Source organism: Cryobacterium roopkundense, from assembly GCF_014200405.1.
Classification (GTDB): domain Bacteria; phylum Actinomycetota; class Actinomycetes; order Actinomycetales; family Microbacteriaceae; genus Cryobacterium; species Cryobacterium roopkundense.
Genome location: NZ_JACHBQ010000001.1, coordinates 3,405,930 through 3,421,292 on the forward strand (window position 1 = coordinate 3,405,930; position 15,363 = coordinate 3,421,292).

General features: G+C 64.1%; 10 protein-coding genes and 2 pseudogenes. All 12 read right to left on the reverse strand.

Annotated elements, in window-relative coordinates:
- Positions 1–14: 14 nt before the first annotated feature.
- Positions 15–2,120, reverse strand: coding sequence for a class 1b ribonucleoside-diphosphate reductase subunit alpha (gene nrdE, locus BJ997_RS15890; protein ID WP_183323820.1), 2,106 nt, complete (start codon positions 2,118–2,120; stop codon positions 15–17).
- Between the two features lie 26 nt (positions 2,121–2,146).
- Positions 2,147–2,551, reverse strand: coding sequence for a class Ib ribonucleoside-diphosphate reductase assembly flavoprotein NrdI (gene nrdI, locus BJ997_RS15895; protein ID WP_035838176.1), 405 nt, complete (start codon positions 2,549–2,551; stop codon positions 2,147–2,149).
- 30 nt (positions 2,552–2,581) lie between these two features.
- The gene (gene nrdH / locus BJ997_RS15900) at positions 2,582–2,815 is read right to left on the reverse strand and encodes a glutaredoxin-like protein NrdH (RefSeq protein ID WP_035838174.1); all 234 of its coding nucleotides are present in this window, start codon (positions 2,813–2,815) and stop codon (positions 2,582–2,584) included.
- Positions 2,816–3,232: 417 nt separating this feature from the next.
- Positions 3,233–4,471, reverse strand: coding sequence for a multiple monosaccharide ABC transporter permease (gene mmsB, locus BJ997_RS15905; protein WP_035838172.1), 1,239 nt, complete (start codon positions 4,469–4,471; stop codon positions 3,233–3,235).
- A gap of 30 nt (positions 4,472–4,501) precedes the next feature.
- Positions 4,502–6,031, reverse strand: coding sequence for a multiple monosaccharide ABC transporter ATP-binding protein (mmsA, locus tag BJ997_RS15910; RefSeq protein WP_035838170.1), 1,530 nt, complete (start codon positions 6,029–6,031; stop codon positions 4,502–4,504).
- Positions 6,032–6,134: 103 nt separating this feature from the next.
- Positions 6,135–7,280: a multiple monosaccharide ABC transporter substrate-binding protein gene (chvE, locus tag BJ997_RS15915; RefSeq protein ID WP_035838168.1), complete on the reverse strand. Its 1,146-nt coding sequence runs from the start codon at positions 7,278–7,280 to the stop codon at positions 6,135–6,137.
- Positions 7,281–7,323: 43 nt separating this feature from the next.
- A pseudogene (araA, locus tag BJ997_RS15920) lies at positions 7,324–8,841 on the reverse strand (L-arabinose isomerase).
- Positions 8,841–9,551: an L-ribulose-5-phosphate 4-epimerase gene (locus tag BJ997_RS15925; RefSeq protein ID WP_035838165.1), complete on the reverse strand. Its 711-nt coding sequence runs from the start codon at positions 9,549–9,551 to the stop codon at positions 8,841–8,843. The pseudogene araA and the gene BJ997_RS15925 overlap by 1 nt, the downstream one beginning before the upstream one ends.
- Positions 9,548–11,241, reverse strand: a pseudogene (gene araB, locus BJ997_RS15930) (ribulokinase). The gene BJ997_RS15925 and the pseudogene araB overlap by 4 nt, the downstream one beginning before the upstream one ends.
- 260 nt (positions 11,242–11,501) lie before the next feature.
- The gene (locus BJ997_RS15935; RefSeq protein WP_183323822.1) at positions 11,502–12,509 is read right to left on the reverse strand and encodes a LacI family DNA-binding transcriptional regulator; all 1,008 of its coding nucleotides are present in this window, start codon (positions 12,507–12,509) and stop codon (positions 11,502–11,504) included.
- Positions 12,510–12,728: 219 nt separating this feature from the next.
- Complete coding sequence (locus tag BJ997_RS15940) at positions 12,729–13,883, reverse strand: cystathionine gamma-synthase (protein ID WP_035835369.1); 1,155 nt, start codon at positions 13,881–13,883, stop codon at positions 12,729–12,731.
- 37 nt (positions 13,884–13,920) lie between these two features.
- A complete protein-coding gene (locus BJ997_RS15945; RefSeq protein WP_035835370.1) occupies positions 13,921–15,285 on the reverse strand; it encodes a cystathionine beta-synthase in 1,365 nt (454 codons plus the stop codon).
- Between the last annotated feature and the right edge of the window lie 78 nt (positions 15,286–15,363).

Sequence of the window (15,363 nt, forward strand, 5' to 3'; positions counted from 1 at the left end):
CACGTTCAGAAAATTTACAGCGCGCACGAGACGCAGCCCTCAACCTCAGTGCCCTCGAGGGCCATCTGACGCAAACGGATGTAGTAGATGGTCTTGATGCCCTTTTTCCACGCGTAGATCTGGGCGCGGTTGATGTCGCGGGTCGTGGCCGTGTCCTTGAAGAACAGCGTCAGCGAGAGGCCCTGATCAACGTGCTGCGTGGCCGCGGCGTAGACGTCGATGACCTTCTCGTAGCCAATCTCGTAGGCATCCTGGTAGAAGTCCAGGTTGTCGTTCGTCATGAACGGCGCCGGGTAGTACACGCGGCCCAACTTGCCTTCCTTGCGAATCTCGATCTTCGCCGCGATCGGGTGGATCGACGCTGTGGAGTTGTTGATGTACGAGATCGACCCTGTCGGCGGCACGGCCTGCAGGTTCTGGTTGTAGATACCGTGTTTCACAACGGATGCCTTCAGCTCCGCCCAGTCGGCCTGCGTCGGAATCGATACCCCGGCCTGGCTGAACAGCTCGGCGCCGCGGGCGGTGGCGGGCTCCCACACCTGGTCGATGTACTTGTCGAAGAACGCACCGGAGGCATAGGTGGACTTCTCGAAGCCCTCGAACGTGCGACCTCGCTCGATGGCGAGGGCGTTCGAGGCGCGCAGCGCGTGGAACAACACCGTGTAGAAGTAGATGTTGGTGAAGTCGATGCTCTCTTCGCTGCCGTAGTAGATGCGCTCACGGGCGAGGTAGCCGTGCAGGTTCATCTGGCCGAGGCCGATGGCGTGCGAGCGGTCGTTGCCATCTTCGATCGAGCGCACCGAGCTGATGTGGCTCTGCTCTGATACGGCGTTCAAGCCGCGGATCGCGGCGTTGACGGTGCGGCCGAGGTCGCCGGAGTCCATCGCCAGGGCGATGTTCATCGACCCGAGGTTGCAGGAGATGTCCTTGCCGATCTCGTTGTACGAGAGGTCCTCGTTGTACGTCGTCGGGGTGTTCACCTGCAGAATCTCGGAGCACAGGTTCGACATGTTGATGCGACCGTCGATCGGGTTGGCCTTGTTCACGGTGTCTTCGAACATGATGTACGGGTAGCCGGACTCGAACTGGATCTCCGCGAGGGTCTGGAAGAACTCGCGCGCCTTCATCTTCGACTTCTTGATGCGGGGGTTGTCGACCATCTCGTGGTACTTCTCGGTCACCGAGATGTCCGCGAAGGGCACGCCGTAGACCTTTTCCACGTCGTACGGCGAGAAGAGGTACATCCACTCGTCGTTCTTGGCGAGCTCGAACGTGATGTCGGGAATGACGACACCGAGCGAGAGGGTCTTGATGCGGATCTTCTCGTCGGCGTTCTCACGCTTGGTGTCGAGAAAACGCATGATGTCCGGGTGGTGCGCCTGCAGGTACACCGCGCCGGCGCCCTGGCGGGCACCGAGCTGGTTGGCGTAGCTGAAGGAGTCTTCGAGCAGCTTCATCACGGGGATGATGCCGCTCGACTGGTTTTCGATCTGCTTGATCGGGGCGCCGGCCTCGCGGATGTTGCTCAGCAGCAGAGCCACGCCGCCGCCGCGCTTGGAGAGCTGCAGGGAGGAGTTGATGCCGCGGCTGATCGACTCCATGTTGTCTTCGATGCGCAGCAGGAAGCAGGAGACGAGCTCGCCGCGCTGGGCCTTGCCCGAGTTGAGGAACGTGGGGGTGGCCGGCTGGAAACGGCCGGCGATGATCTCTTCGACGAGCTCGACGGCGAGCTTCTCGTCACCGGATGCGAGACCCAGCGCGGTCATCACGACGCGGTCTTCGAAACGCTCAAGGTAGCGCTTGCCGTCGAACGTCTTGAGCGTGTACGAGGTGTAGTACTTGAACGCGCCGAGGAAGCTCTGGAAGCGGAACTTCTTCGAGTACGCGAGGTTGTTCAGGCTCGTGATGAACTCGAACGAGTACTGGTCAAGCACGGCCTGCTCGTAGTACTCCTTCTCCACCAGGTAGTCGAGGCGTTCGCGCAGGCTGTGGAAGAACACCGTGTTCTGGTTGACGTGCTGCAGGAAGAACTCGCGCGCGGCTTCCTGGTCTTTGTCGAACTGGATCTCCCCGTTCGGCCCATACAGGTTGAGCATCGCGTTGAGCGAGTGGTAATCCATGCTCGGCGCATCCATGGGGGTGACTTTCACGGCCGTAGTTTCCAAAATTCTTCCAATCCGTCGTGAACGATGCGCACATCATCCGCTGTTCCAAATACTTCAAAGCGATAAAGGTTGGGGACCGTGCACTTAGCGGCGATGATGTCCCCCGCGAGGCAATACGCCTCGCCGAAATTCGTGTTGCCGGCGCTGATGACGCCGCGGATCAATGCCCGGTTGTCCGGGTCGTTCAGAAACCGAATCACCTGCTTCGGCACGGCCCCGCCGAGCCCGCCTCCGCCATAGGTGGGCAGGCACAGCACGTAGGGCTTCGTGACCTTCAGCGGCGCATCCTTCGCGTGGAGTGGGATGCGAGTGGCCGGCCGGCCGAGCTTCTCAATGAAGCGGTGGGTGTTTCCGGACGTGCTCGAAAAATACACGAGCTCAGTCATGACACACCTTTCCGCATCGTTGGCGGCAGGTTACGCCAGACGCGCGGCGAGCGCGTTGATCTTGTCGGGACGGAAACCGCTCCAGTGTTCCTCATCCGTGATGACGACGGGGGCCTGCAGGTAACCGAGAGCCTTGACCGCTTCGAGCGCGTTCTCGTCAACCGAGAGGTCGAGGATCTCGTACTCGATGCCCTTGTTGTCCAGGGCGCGGTAGGTCGCCGTGCACTGTACGCAAGAGGGCTTGGTATAGACCGTAATTGCCATAGCAGATGGCCTTTCTATCGTTCGGAATTGGTGTTTTACGACTGCAAAAGTGAGGAAGATTTTCGCCGGGGACTTGTGCCGGGCTGATCTTCTAATACTACATCTAGTGATGGGAAATGGATATGGCCACTACATGAGGTAATTACAATTATGTAGTTATCCACCGACATTCCACGGAGTTACCCACAGGGTCGCGTCGGGAAAACGCCTGTTTCTGCGGCACCCCGTGAAGTTATCCACAGGGGGGGACGACCGGTGCCTTTTTGCCTGTGGAATCTCGGGCGGCGTGTCGGCAGCCGCTGGTCGAGGCGTGACGAAGGAGCGATCGAGACCCCGCAGGCCGATCCTCAGGTCGGGCACGCGTAAGGCCCCGGTGTCCGAAGACGACCGGGGCCTGTGCGGCAGAGCGCAGAGTGGCTAGCGACCGCCTGCGCGGCGCTTGTTGTACACGTCGAAAGCGACGGCGAACAGGAGCACCAGGCCCTTGACGGCTTGCTGCCACTCGATGCCGATTCCGAGGATCGACATGCCGTTGTTCAGCACACCGATGATCAGGCCGCCGATGATGGCGCCGCCGATGGTGCCCACGCCGCCCGTCACCGCGGCTCCGCCGATGAAGGCGGCCGAGATGGCTTCGAGCTCGAAGCCATCACCGGCCTTCGGGCCGGCGAGGTTCAGGCGGGCCGTGAAGATGAGCCCGGCCAGCGCGGCGAGGATGCCCATGTTGACGAACAGGTAGAAGTCCACCTTGCGGGTCTTGATGCCCGACAGCTCCGCCGCGTGGCGGTTGCCGCCGATGGCGTAGATGTGGCGGCCGAAGACGGTGCGGTTCATGATGACGCCGTAGATCAAGACGAGAACGGCGAGCACGATCAGGGTGACCGGAATGCCCTTGTACGACGCCAGGGCGAAAGCGAACGATCCGATGGCCAGGGTGATGAGCACGAGCTTGAGCACGAACCACACGATGGGCTCGACGTCCTGGCCGTACTTGGCCCGGGCAACGCGAGTGCGAACCTGCTGCACGATCAGGGCGAGGATGGCGATGGCCGCGATGCCGAGGGTGAACGGGTCGTAGGTGAATTCACCGAACACGTTCGTCAGGAAGCCATTTCCGAGCGCCCGGTACTCCGCAGGGAAGGACCCAATGTTCGCGTTACCGAGAACCGCTAGCGCGAGACCGCGGAAAATGAGCATGCCGGCGAGAGTCACGATGAAGGCCGGGATGCCGACATAGGCGATCCAGAAGCCCTGCCACACACCCACGAGGGCACCGATAGCGAGCGACAGAATGATCGACAGCCACCACGGCAGCCCCCACGTCACCGCGAAGACGCCGGAGCAGGCTCCCACGAACGCCGCGACCGACCCAACTGACAGGTCAATGTGCCCGGCGATGATCACCATGACCATGCCGACGGCGAGCACGAGGATGTACCCGTTCTGCACGATCAGGTTCGAGATATTCTGCGGACGCAGGAGGATGCCGTCGGTCAGGATGCTGAAGAGCACCACCACGACGATGAGGGCGATGAAAATACCGTTCTTGCCCAGGTCCGCGAGGAGATGGGTGAGCCACGACGCGGCCTTGTTGGTGCTGGGGTTGGACTGGAAGCCTGCGGCCGTATCGGCCGGCAGCTTGGTCTGGTTGCTCATGAGCGTTTCTCCTTTACCGCTGCGCCGACGCTAGCGGGCCTTTTCCATGGTCATGTGTTTGATGAGGAGTTCCGGGCTGGCGTCCGCGATGGGAAACTCCCCGGTGATTCGACCCTCTGAAATTGTGTAGACGCGGTCGCTGATGCCGAGCAACTCCGGCAGCTCCGAGGAGATGACGATGACACCCTTTCCTGCTGCGGCGAGCTTGTTGATGATCGTGTAGATCTCGTACTTCGCGCCCACGTCGATGCCGCGGGTCGGTTCATCGAGGATGAGCACATCAGGGTCGGAGTAGATCCACTTCGATAACACGACCTTCTGCTGGTTGCCGCCGGACAACTTGCCGACCTTGGCCAGCACAGACGGAGCCTTGATGTTCATGCTCGTGCGGTACTCGTTGGCGATCTTGTATTCCTCGTTGTCGTCAACGAGGCCGCCCTTGGCGAGTTTGCCGAGCGAGGCCATCGAGATGTTGCGCTTGATGTCGTCGATCAGGTTGAGGCCGTAGGTCTTGCGGTCTTCGGTGACGTAGGCGATGCCGTTGTCGATCGCTTCGGACACCGTGCGGGTTTTGATCTCCTTGCCGTATTTGAAGACGCGACCGGAGATGCGCGAACCATAGCTACGACCGAAGAGACTCATCGCGAACTCCGTGCGCCCCGCCCCCATCAACCCGGCGATCCCCACGATTTCACCGGCGCGCACGTTGAGGTTGACGTTGTTGACCACGACACGTGTCACGTCCTGCGGGTGGTGGGCCGTCCATTCCTCGACCCGCAGAATCTCTTCGCCGATGATCGGCGTGTGATCCGGGTAGCGGTGCTCGAGGTCGCGCCCGACCATGTCCTTGATGATGCGGTCTTCGGTCACCTCGAGCTTGGCCATCGTCTCGATTGCCCGGCCGTCGCGAATCACGGTCACCGAGTCGGAGATCTTCTTGATCTCGTTGAGTTTGTGGCTGATGATGATGGACGTGATGCCCTGGCCCTTGAGGTGCAAAATCAGATCGAGCAGATGGTCGGAATCCTCGTCGTTGAGGGCGGCCGTCGGCTCATCGAGGATGAGCAGCTTCACGCGCTTCGAGAGGGCCTTGGCGATCTCGACGAGCTGCTGCTTGCCCACACCGATGTCCATGATGCGGGTAGTGGGCTGCTCACGCAGCCCCACCCGGGCGAGCAGCTTGGCTGCCTCCTGATTGGTCTTGTTCCAGTCGATCAGGCCGAGCGCCCCACGCTGTTCGTTGTTGAGGAAGATATTCTCCGCAATAGAGAGGTACGGGCTGAGCGCGAGTTCCTGATGGATGATCACGATGCCCTTGGCCTCGGAGTCGCGAATGTCGCGGAATTCCACGATCTCGTCTTCGAAGACGATGTCGCCCGTGTACGTGCCGTGGGGGTAGACGCCGCTGAGCACCTTCATGAGCGTGGATTTGCCGGCGCCGTTTTCCCCGCAAATGGCGTGGACGTCGCCGCGGGCGACGTTGAGCGAGACATTGGCCAGCGCTTTCACGCCGGGGAACGTCTTGGTGATGCTGCGCATCTCAAGGATGTTCGTGGTCACGGAGTACCTTCTTCAGGTGTCTGGGTAAAAACTGTGTGAGGGGCGAATCCGCCGGCGGGGTTGCCCCCGCCGGCGGATTCAGACTGCCGAGGCAGTGGGGTGATTAGCCGTTGATCTCGGCTTCGGTCCAGTAACCGGAGTCGACCAGCACGGAAGGAATGTTGTCCTTCACGACGATCTGCGAGTCGAGCAGCATGGACGGAACGTCGATCTTGCCGTTGTTGTAGTCCGTGTCGTTGTTCGTCTCGGGGGTGTCTCCGTTGAGCACGGCGATGGCCATCTTCACGGCAACGGCGGCCAGCTCGCGGGTGTCCTTGAAGATGGTGCCGTACTGCTCGCCCGAGTTGATTGCCTTGACCGAGTCGATTTCGGCGTCCTGGCCGGAGATGATGGGCCACGTCGGGTCAACCGTGTAGCCGGCGCCTTCGAGGGCGGAGATGATGCCTCGTGAGATGCCGTCATACGGGGAGAGAACTCCGTTGACCTTGCTGCCATCGGAGTAGGTCGAGGTGAGGATGTTCTCGAGGCGGCTCTGTGCTTCCTCACCATCCCAGCGGAGGGTTGCCACCGTGTTGAAGTCGGTCTGCCCGCTCTTGACCACGACAACACCGGACTCGATGAAGGGCTGGATTTCCTGCATGGCGCCGTTGAAGAAGAACGTGGCGTTGTTGTCGTCGGGGCTGCCGGCGAAGAGCTCCACGTTGAAGGGGCCGGCGGGGGCGCCCTCGATCGCGGTGCCGTCGAGCTCGGTCAGGCCGAGCCCGTTCAGAACCGACCACGCCTGCTGCTGGCCCACCTTGAGGTTGTCGAAGGACGCGTAGTAGTTCACGTTCTCGGAGTCGCGAATCAGACGGTCATACGCGATGACGGGGATGTTGGCATCCGCTGCATCCTGAAGCACGCTCGTGAGCGTGGTGCCGTCGATCGACGCGACGATGAGAACCTCGGCGCCCTTGGTGATCATGTTCTCGATCTGGGAAACCTGGGTGGGGATGTCGTCTTCGGCATACTGCAGGTCGACCTTGAAGCCCTCGGCTTCGAGCTGGCTCTTGACGGCGTCGCCGTCGGCGATCCACCGCTCGGAGCTCTTGGTGGGCATGGCTACTCCGATCAGGCCACCGTCGCCGGCGCCTCCGGAGGCAGCGGGGGTTCCGCTCGAGCAGGCGGCCAGGCCGATGATCATGGCGCCGGCGGCGAGTCCGGCGAAGAGTGCTTTCTTCTTCACTGTGTTTCCTTCTTTTATCAACATTGATGGTCAAGCGGGGTGGTACAGCTGTGTCGTGCGGAAATGCTTACAGGCCTTGCGCCAAGCGGTAGTAGGCCTGGTTCCAACGCACCTCACGCGTGAAATCACGCTGGGTGGTGGTCTTATCGATCACGAGAAGCTCGGTTCGAGCTATCTCGGCGAAATCGTGGAACACCTCGATGCCGACGGCGGTCGACATCACGGTGTGGTGGGCGGCGCCGGCGGTGAGCCAGGCTGCCGCAGAGGTGGCGAAGTCGGGTTCGGGGCGCCAGACGGCGCGTCCCACCGGCAGGTTCGGCAGCGCAGCCGTGGGCTCAACAACCTCGACCACGTTCGCCACCAGGCGGAAGCGGTCGCGCATGTCGCTCATAGCCACGACCACGGCGGGGCCGGGGTCCGCGTTGAAAACGAGCCGCACGGGGTCTTCGCGACCGCCGATGCCGAGAGGGTGGATCTCGAGCGTCGGCCTCTACGTCGTGAGCGAGGGGCTCACCTCGAGCATGTGTGCGCCGAGTATCAACTCGGCGCCGGGGGTGAGGTCGTAGGTGTAGTCCTCCATCAGGCTCGCGCCGCCGGGAAGGCCGGAGCCCATCACGTTGGCGACACGAACGAGAACGGATGTCTTCCAGTCGCCCTCGGCGCCGAATCCGTAGCCCTGGGCCATCAGCCGCTGCACGGCGAGGCCTGGCAGCTGGCGCAGGGCGCCGAGGTCTTCGAAGCTCGTGGTGAACGCTGCGAAGTCGCCGGACTCGAGAAAGCTCTTCAGCCCCAGTTCGATCGCCGCGCCGTAGCGCAGCGACTCGTGCCGCTCGCCGCCCTTGCGCAGTTCGGGGACCACGTCGTACAGGTCGTCGTACTCGGCGATCAGCGCGTCGATGTCGACATCCGTTGCGGAATGTACGGCCTCGGCGAGCTCGTTGACGGGCCAGGTGTTGACCTGAACGCCGAAGCGAAGTTCCGCTTCGGTCTTGTCGCCTTCGGTCACGGCGACGTAGCGCATGTTGTCGCCGAAGCGGGCGAGCTTCATGCTGCGGCTCGCGGCCCAGCCGGCGGCGGCGCGGGTCCAGGAGCCGATGCTTGCGGACACGGCCGGGTTGGACACGTGGCCCACGACGGTCTTGCGGGTCACTCCGAGGCGGGTCTGGATGTAGCCGAACTCACGGTCGCCGTGGGCGGCCTGGTTGAGGTTCATGAAGTCGAAGTCGATTTCGCCCCACGGCAGTTCGACGTTGGCCTGCGTGTGCAGGTGCAGCAGCGGCTTGGTGAGCGCGTCGAGGCCGGCGATCCACATTTTGGCCGGGGAGAACGTGTGCATCCAGGCGATCAGGCCGATGACCTTGTCGTCGGAGTTGGCGTCGAGGGCGGCGCGACGGATGGACTCGGAGTCCTTCAGCACGGGCTTCCAGACAATCTTGACGGGAACATCGGAGCTCTCGTCAAGGGAACGGGCGATCTGCAGGGACTGCTCGGCCACCTGGCTCAGGGTCTCTTCGCCGTAGAGGTTCTGGCTTCCGGTGAGGAACCAGACCTCGTAGTGGTCGAGGGTCGTGGTGAGAGGTGCCATTACTTCAGTGCTCCCTGCGGTGCTTGTCCGTAGACGTTCTGGTATCGGTCGAACAGGGCATCGATGGACTCCTGCGGGATGGCCACGAGGGCGCCGCCGGCGCGGGCAAGCTGCACCGTGCGAGCCACGTCCTCCACCATGACGGCGGCCTTGACGGCGTCGCGGGCGTCCTTGCCGATCGTGAACGGGCCGTGGTTGGCCATCAACACGGCGCGCGAGCGGTGACCGGTGAGGGTCTCCACGATGCCGCGGCCGATCGAGTCGTCGCCGATGATGGCGAACGGACCCACCGGGACCGGACCGCCGAACTCGTCGGCCATGGCGGTGATCACGCACGGGATGGCTTCGTTGCGAGCGGCCCAAGCCGTGGCGTAGGTGGAGTGCGTGTGCACGACCCCGCCAACATCGGGCATATTCCGATAGACGTATGCGTGTGCGGCGGTGTCGCTTGACGGCGAGCGGTCGGCGCCTGGCGTGCCGGCGATGACGTTGCCGTCGAGGTCGCAGAGGATCATGTTCTCGGGCGCCAGGTCGGCGTAGTCAACACCGCTGGGTTTGATCACGAAGAGGTCGGCGCCCGGCACGCGGCCGGACACGTTGCCGCCGGTCCAGACCACGAGGCCGTTGCGGAACAGCTCGGCGTGCAGGCGGGTGATCTCAGCGCGAACGCGAGCCACCGCGACCTCGATCTGGGGTCCGTAGGTGCTCATGCCGACACCAGGTCGGCGCTGTCCGTCACGGCCGATGCGCGACGTTTGAGCGCCTTCAGGCGGTGCATGACATCGTTCTCGCCGCGACCGAAGTAGTCGTGCAGCTGGGTGTACTCCTCGAACAGTTCGTCGTAGGCCACCGAGGATGCCTCGTTGGGCATGTACACGTTCTTGTTGAGCTTGCCCATCTTCGCGCCCGCGGCACGCACGTCGGGGTACGCACCGGCCGCTACGGCGGCGTGGATCGCGGCTCCGAGGGCCGGGCCTTGATCGCTGGCGATGGTGCTGATCGGCAGACGAAGGATATCGCTGTAGGTCTGCATCAGGAACGCGTTCTTGAGCAGGCCGCCGGCCACGATGAACTCCGTCACGGGCACGCCGCTCGCGTTGAAGGTTTCCACGATGGTGCGGGTGCCAAAGGCGGTGGCCTCGAGCAGAGCGCGGTAGATCTCTTCAGGGCGGGTGGTGAGAGTCGTGCCGATGACGAGTCCGGAGAGTTCGTGGTCGACGAGCACCGAGCGGTTGCCGCTGTGCCAGTCCAGCGCCACGAGTCCGTGGCCACCGACGGGCTGGTCCTTGATGAGCTCTGTCAGGTGTTGGTGCACGCTGCGGCCGAGCGCGCGGGCATCCTGCGTATAGGAGGCGGGAACCTGGTTCTTGACGTACCACGCGAAGATGTCGCCCACACCGGACTGGCCGGCCTCGTAGCCGTAGAGCCCGGAGATGATGCCGCCGTCAACGACGCCGCACATGCCCGGCACCTCGGCCAGCTGATCGGAGTTCATCACGTGGCAGGTGCTCGTGCCCATGATGGCCACCATCTGGCCGGGGTTCACGGCCTGGCGGCGGGGGCTGTCACGTGGGCGTCCACATTGCCGACAGCAACTTGGATGCCTGCGGTCAGTCCGGTCCATGCCGCAGCCTCGGCCGACAGCGTTCCGGCGGATGCGCCGAGCTCGCCGATCTCGTGCGCCACCTTATCGAGGGCGAAACGGGCGAAGGCCGGGTTGAGGGCGCCGAGGAAGGCCTCGCTCGGGTACTCGCCGTCCTGCAGGATTCCCTTGTAGCCGGCGGTGCAGGCGTTGCGCACATACGTGCCGGTGAGCTGCCAGACGATCCAGTCGGCGGCTTCGACCCAGTGGTCCATGCGGTTGTAGAGTTCGGAGTCTTCCTCGAGCAGTTGCAGGCCCTTGGCGAATTCCCATTCGCTGGAGATCAGCCCGCCGTAGCGCGGCAGCCAGCTCTCGTCACGTTCGAAGGCGAGGTCGTTGATGCGGTCGGCCTGGCCCTGCGCGGCGTGGTGACGCCAGAGCTTCACGTAGGCGTGCGGGCGGCCCGCGTACTCGGGGAGTTCATTCAGCGGCGTGCCGTCGGCGAGCACCGGAACCATCGTGCAGGCGGTGAAGTCGGTGCCGATTCCAATGACGAGCGCGGGGTCGATGCCGGCGTTCGCGACGGCGGCCGGAACAGCGCTTTTCAGCACGGCCACGTAGTCGGCGGGAACCTGAAGCGCCCACTCGGGAGGAAGCGCATCACCGGTCGCAGCGAGGGTCGTGTCCATGACGGCGTGCGGGTAGTCCAGAACGGCGGATCCGAGCTCTACCCCGTCGGAGACGCGCACGACAACGGCCCGGCCGGAGAGGGTTCCGTAATCGACGCCGATCACGTAGGACTCGGCGTGCGAGAGCACTGCGGTTGTACTCACGGAATCGACTCCTATGTCAGGTCTGTGCGCGGAGGGCCCGCGAATGGTTCTGGGTGACAGGGCAGCCGATGAATCGATCTGCATGTGCCGACCGAATGTGATCGGTCACATTGCTGTGCGTTTATGTTAGCCGCAAGGGGACTTGCCATGTCAAGTGCGACTTTGTCTCGGTTGGATAACGCTCGAGAATCACGGATCCCACGGCGGGGATTCCGCTGATCGAGATCCCGCAGCGACGCATCCGCTCAAAAGGCTGGGGGCGCCGTAGAGGCCCGCACGATGAGTTCGGGCATGATGGCGCCCTGGTTTTCGGCGGTGGTGCCGGCGATATTGGCCAGAAGGAGCGCGACACACCGACGCCCGAGTTCGGGGAAATCTTGGCGCACAGTCGTGAGCGGCGGCCAGAAATGCGAGGCCTCCGGGATGTCGTCGAAGCCCACGATACTGATATCGCGGGGAACGTCGAGGCCAGCTTCCCGGATGGCGTGCATCAGCCCGAGCGCCATCTGGTCGTTGGATGAGAAGATCGCCGTGAAGTCCCGCACCTGCAACAGCTCACGCCCGGCGTGATAGCCGAAATTCGCGGTCCAGTCACCCAAGATCGGCGCGGTCGTCGGAACATCCCGCGCCCCCATCTCCTCGAGGAACCCGTGCATGCGAGCCTCGGCCTCGATCCAGTCCTGTGGCCCGGCCAGATGGTAGATGTCGCGGTGCCCCAGTTCTATCAGGTGCCGGGTGGCCAGTCGCGCGCCGGCGATCTGGTCCACGGAGAGCGCGTTCGCGCCCACGATCCCGGTCGACTGCAGTGTCACATAGGGCACATCGATCGAGAGCAGTTTGAGGGCGTTGAACACCCGAACCTGCGGCGCGATCACCACGATTCCTTCGACGGACTGTGACATCAGGTGATCGACGGCCGCGGTAATCGACCCGGGGTCCCCACGGTTGAGGTTGGCGGTGTTCACGAAGTACCCGGCGTCGCGCGCGGCGTCCTGGATAGCGGCGATACTGCTTGCCGGACCGTATTCGGCGCTCGAGGCCGACAGCACCCCGATGGTGCGCGACTTGCCCCTCGACAGGGCACGGGCCGCGCGATTAGGCCGGTACTGAAGTTCCTCGATGACCTCGAGCACCCGCGCTTTGGTCGAATCACGGATGCTGGGGTGGTCGTTGAGCACGCGGGACACGGTCTGGTGCGAGACCCCGGCGAGGCGCGCGACGTCGCGAATGCTCGGCGCGCGCCCGTTGGACATGTCGACAGTCACTGAACAACCCTGCTCGAGTGTGAACGGTCACAAATATGCCCGCGTCTACATTATGCAGTCCCCGAACGGAATGTGACAGTCACATCCCGCCGCTCCCCCTCTCGCGCCCCGCCCTCTCATGCACGGGGCCCGGGCCCCGAACGCAGGCCCAGCTTCTAAACTGGGCCCGCGTTCCGGGCCCGGGCCCCGTGCCGGAGTGACCGACGCTTAGGAGTTCGGCAGCGCACCCGTGAGGTCGGCGATCAGGTCGGCGACGTCTTCGATGCCCACCGACAGGCGTACCACGTTGTCGGCCACCTCGAGGTCTGTGCCGCGCACCGAGGCGTGCGTCATCTCGGCGGGGTAGTTCACGAGCGACTCCACGCCGCCGAGGGATTCGGCCAGCTGGAACAAGTGCATCGACTCGCAGAACGTGCGCGCCGCCTGGGCACCGCCCCTGAACGAGAGGGAGATCATGCCGCCGAAGCCGCTCATCTGCGCCTTCGCGAGCTCGTGGCCGGGGTGGCTCGGCAGTCCGGGGTAGTACACAGTGTCTACCGCGGGGTGGCCCTGCAGGAACTCCGCGATGGCCTGGGCGTTCGTGCAGTGGCGTTCCATGCGCACCGAGAGCGTCTTGATGCCGCGCACCGTGAGCCAGGCGTCGAGCGGTGCCGACACCGGCCCGGCCGCGAACTGCAGAAACTTGACGCTCTCGAAGAGCTCGTCGTCGTTGATCACGAGAGCGCCGCCGATCACGTCGGAGTGGCCGCCGAGATACTTCGTGGTGGAGTGCACCACCACGTCGGCGCCGAGGGCAAGCGGATGCTGCAGCGCCGGCGACGCAAACGTGTTGTCGACGACGACGACCGCGCCGGCACCGTGTCCGAGGCGAGCGAGCGCCGCGATGTCACTGATTTTCATGAGCGGGTTGCTGGGCGTCTCGATCCAGAGGATCTTCGTCTCGCCCGGGATGATCGCCTGCTCGACGGCGCTCAGGTCGCTCATCTCCACGGTGGTGTTGCGCACGCCCCAGGCGCCGTGCACCTTTTCGATCAGTCGGTGCGTTCCTCCGTACACGTCGTTGCCGAGCACAATGTGGTCGCCGGGCTTCAGGATCGCGCGCAGCAGGGTGTCTTCAGCGGCGAGGCCGCTCGCGAACGAGAGGCCGTGCTTGCCGCCCTCGAGCGCTGCGAGCAGCGTCTCCAGCGAGGTGCGAGTGGGGTTTCCGCCGCGGCTGTATTCGTAGCCGCTGCGCAGGCCGCCGATGCCGTCCTGCACGTAGGTCGATGTCATGTAGACCGGCGGGATGACGGCGCCCGTGGTGGGGTCGAACTCCTGTCCGGCATGGATGGCGACGGTATCGAAATTCTGGTTCTGGGCCATGGTGTTCCTTTGCTGCTGGTGAAAAGCCGGTGAAAGTTTAGGAGCTCAGGTAGGTGAGCAGGTCGTGGCGGGTGAGCACGCCGAGCGGCTTGCCGCCGTCGGTCACGAGCATGGCGTCGTGGTGCGCGAAGGCCGCGCGTGCGGTGGCGACCGGTTCGTTCACGCCGATGAGCGCGAGCGAGTCGCCCACGAACGACCCCACCCGGGCGGTGAGCTTGGCCTCGCCGGAGAAGACGAGCTCCATGAGCGTGCGCTCGTCGAGGGCGCCGAGCACCTCGCCCATCACAACCGGGGGCTTGGCCGACAGCACGAGCAGTTGGCTCACGCCCTGGCTTGTCATGGTGGCGATCGCGTCGTGCACAGTGTCGCTCGGGTGCACGTAGACGAACGGGGGCAGCGTGCCGGTCTTCGCCTCGAGCACGTTGGCGACCGTGTGGCCACTCGGCGCGTTCGTGAAGCCGTAGCTGCGCATCCACCCGTCGTTGAAGATCTTGCCGAGGTAGCCCCGGCCGCCGTCGGGAAGCAGCACCACAACGGTGTCGTCGGCCGTGAGGGTTGCGGCGAGGCGCAGGGCCGCGACGACGGCCATTCCGCTGGAACCGCCCACCAGGATTCCCTCCTCGAGCGCGAGACGCCGGGTCATGGCGAAGGAGTCGGCGTCTGAGACGGCGATCACCTCGTGCACCACGGCGGGGTCGTACGCGCCGGGCCAGAAGTCCTCCCCCACGCCCTCCACGAGGTAGGGACGGCCGGTGCCGCCGGAGTACACGGACCCTTCCGGGTCCGCGCCCACGATGCGCACGGTGCCGTTCGACACCTCACGCAGGTAACGGCCGGTGCCGGTGATGGTGCCACCGGTGCCCACGCCGGCCACGAAGTGCGTGACCGTTCCGTCGGTGTCGCGCCAGATCTCCGGCCCGGTGGTTTCGTAGTGGCTCAGCGGGCCGTTCGGGTTGAAGTACTGGTTGGGCTTGAACGCGCCGGGAATCTCGCGGGCGAGCCGGTCGGACACGCTGTAGTACGACTCGGGGTCGTCGGGCGCAACGGATGTCGGCGTCACGACGATCTCGGCCCCGTACGCCGTGAGCACATTGCGTTTGTCCTCTCCCACCTTGTCCGGCAGCACGAAGACGCACTTGTATCCGCGCTGTTGCGCCACGAGGGCCAGACCAACTCCCGTGTTGCCGGAGGTCGGCTCGACAATGGTTCCACCCGGCAACAGCAGCCCGTCGCGCTCCGCGGCGTCGATGATGCGTACCGCGATGCGGTCCTTCGCGGAGCCGCCCGGGTTCAGGTACTCGAGTTTCACGAGCACTGTGGCCGTGACATCGCCGGTGACCTTGTGTAGCTTGACCAGCGGGGTATCGCCGATGAGGTCGATGATGGTGTTTGAGATCTTCATGGAGTGTCCTTTATGCGCTCGGTGTGGGACAGAGGATTTGTCGTGGGCAATGCACGGGCCAGCGGGCCTACCTGCAGA